This window comes from Bacillus sp. GMa5/1, assembly GCF_050172015.1.
Lineage (GTDB): Bacteria > Bacillota > Bacilli > Bacillales > Bacillaceae_G > Bacillus_A > Bacillus_A cereus.
The window spans coordinates 1-2,177 of sequence record NZ_JBNLYC010000348.1; the positions used below are offsets into that span (position 1 = coordinate 1).

Consider the following 2,177-nt stretch of genomic DNA (forward strand, 5'->3'; position numbering starts at 1 on the left):
ATCTTTATATCATGTACAATACTATAAATTTTTAAGAGCACATGACGAAGACATACTAAAACCAGATGTTGATTCTGTAATTAAGAGGGAATCCCCTTCAATTTCTTTGAGAAAAGTATTAAGTACTTCTAAAGGGATTTTTACAGAAGTTTATGTAGCAGGAAATGCTCCAATACATGGTTATGTTACAAGTGTGATGAACGACTATATTGTTTTTTATAGTCCGGTTTATAAAACGGTATATATATCTTTAAAGCATTTAAAATGGTTAATTCCGTATAAAGAAAACCAAGTACCGTATGCCCTCAATAAAAATGAACTCCCCGTAAATCCGTTAAATATTACATTAGCTAGAACATTTGAAGAACAGCTTATTAAAATGACTGGGAAAATTATGGTGTTTGATTTAGGTGAGGAGTCCAATAAAATTGGAAAAATGGCGAAAATTGATGAAGGTCATATTGAAATATCAAAAGCACGTGATGCAAAAATGTATGTGAATATTCAACATGTAAAATCCGTCCATTGTCCGTAGATTAGTTGGAAGGGCTGACTTTTTCTTTTATATGCAGAAGAAAAGGTCGAGCCTATTTGTTTTAGTTTAATTTGAAGATGAGGGGAAAAATGAATTGAATATAAACATAGTATAGTGTGATTTTTTAAAAGGTAACTTTGCACTAACTTATAAAAATTGTGTACGAGCTATCTTTTTATGTATTCAATTTATTTTTTGAGGAGGAGTTGCTCAACTAATTTATTAAAGGGGTTTTGTTCGTGGAGCAGTTTCCGAATTCGTTATCAATTACATTGCTTGGTAGTGCTGGTGGAGCAGCAAAAGCAGTTTTAGCAATTTTAAATCAAGCGATAGCAAATGAAAAAGATCCAATTTATGAAGTATTAAAGAATGCCAAATTTCATTTAGTGGATATAAAACAAAAAGATAGGACTTATTATGATGAGTTGTTTTCGAATTTGAAAGGTCAATTATATTTATATGAGATAAACCTTCAAAATGTAGTGGAATTTAAACAACATTTAAAAGAAAAAAGTACGAGTGTTGTGATTGATGTTTCAGGGGCAGATACAGTTAGAGTATTAAGCTGCTGTAATGAATTAGGAATTTGTTATATTAATTCAGCCTTGGAAAATGAAGCAGTAGATCAGGACGACAGCTTAATCGGCTTTCAGCTTACGGAAAGATATACAAGGTTTGAGAAGGAGAAAGAGAAATTTACAAATACAAAAGCGATTATAGGTTCAGGTATGAATCCAGGTGTTGTTCAATGGATGGTTGTTGAGCTTATGAAGGAACGACCAAATGAAAGGCCAAGAGCATGTTATATTGTAGAACATGACACGTCGTTTTTGCATGATACAGCACTTATAAAGCCACATACACTTTATGCTTCATGGGCAGTAGAGCGATTTTTAGATGAAGCAATCTGGAGTTATCCGATGTATATGAGTCATCATCGGCCTCTTTACTTTTATGAAGATGTATATGCTTCAGAGTATAAAGTGAAGTTAGGAGAAAAAGAATTCTATGGTTGTTTAATGCCACATGAGGAAGTATTAATTTTAGGGAAAAACTTCAATATGGAAGTTGGTTTTCTTTACCGAATTAATGAGTATACAACAAATATAATTAGACAGAACTTAGATCAAGTAGAAGATTTATGGAACTGGAATCGTAAAGTGTTTAATCCAGCGGAAGAAGAGGTTGCTGGAGAGGACTTGGTCGGTGTGTTACTCGTTTATGAAAATAGTGAGACATATATGTATAATGTAATGAATAGTAGCCAAGTTTTTCGTAAATATAAAACGAATGCAACGTATTTTCAGGTAGGGTGCGGAATTTATGCGGGCTTGTCTAGTTTACTTTTAGATCAATTTGAACAAGGTGCTTATTACGTCGAGGAGTTGTTATTAAATACAGAAAGTAAGTACGGTGAGTATTTAAATTTATATATGAAGGATTTTGTAATAGGGCATAATAATTTTACTGATGGATTGTTACATGATAGGGTAAGGTGGATATAAGTTGTTACTAAAAGGAAGGAGAGATCTCCTTCCTTTTAGTATTATAAGGTTAAATATTGCCCTGAAAGCAATTTCATACTTATACTTTAAGCAGATAACAATGAAAGTTTTTTGTATCGATCAAGGGGAGTTTTTAT

Annotated in this window: 2 protein-coding genes; both read left to right on the plus strand. The window is 32.4% G+C overall.

The window, feature by feature from the left end; genetic code table 11:
- A partial coding sequence (locus ACQGSG_RS28455; RefSeq protein WP_426948657.1) for a DUF2642 domain-containing protein occupies positions 1-535 on the plus strand: 535 nt, incomplete at its 5' end.
- Between the two features lie 239 nt (positions 536-774).
- Positions 775-2,040 (plus strand): hypothetical protein, encoded by a 1,266-nt coding sequence (locus ACQGSG_RS28460; RefSeq protein WP_000434722.1) that lies wholly within the window; start codon positions 775-777, stop codon positions 2,038-2,040.
- The last annotated feature ends 137 nt before the right edge of the window (positions 2,041-2,177 follow it).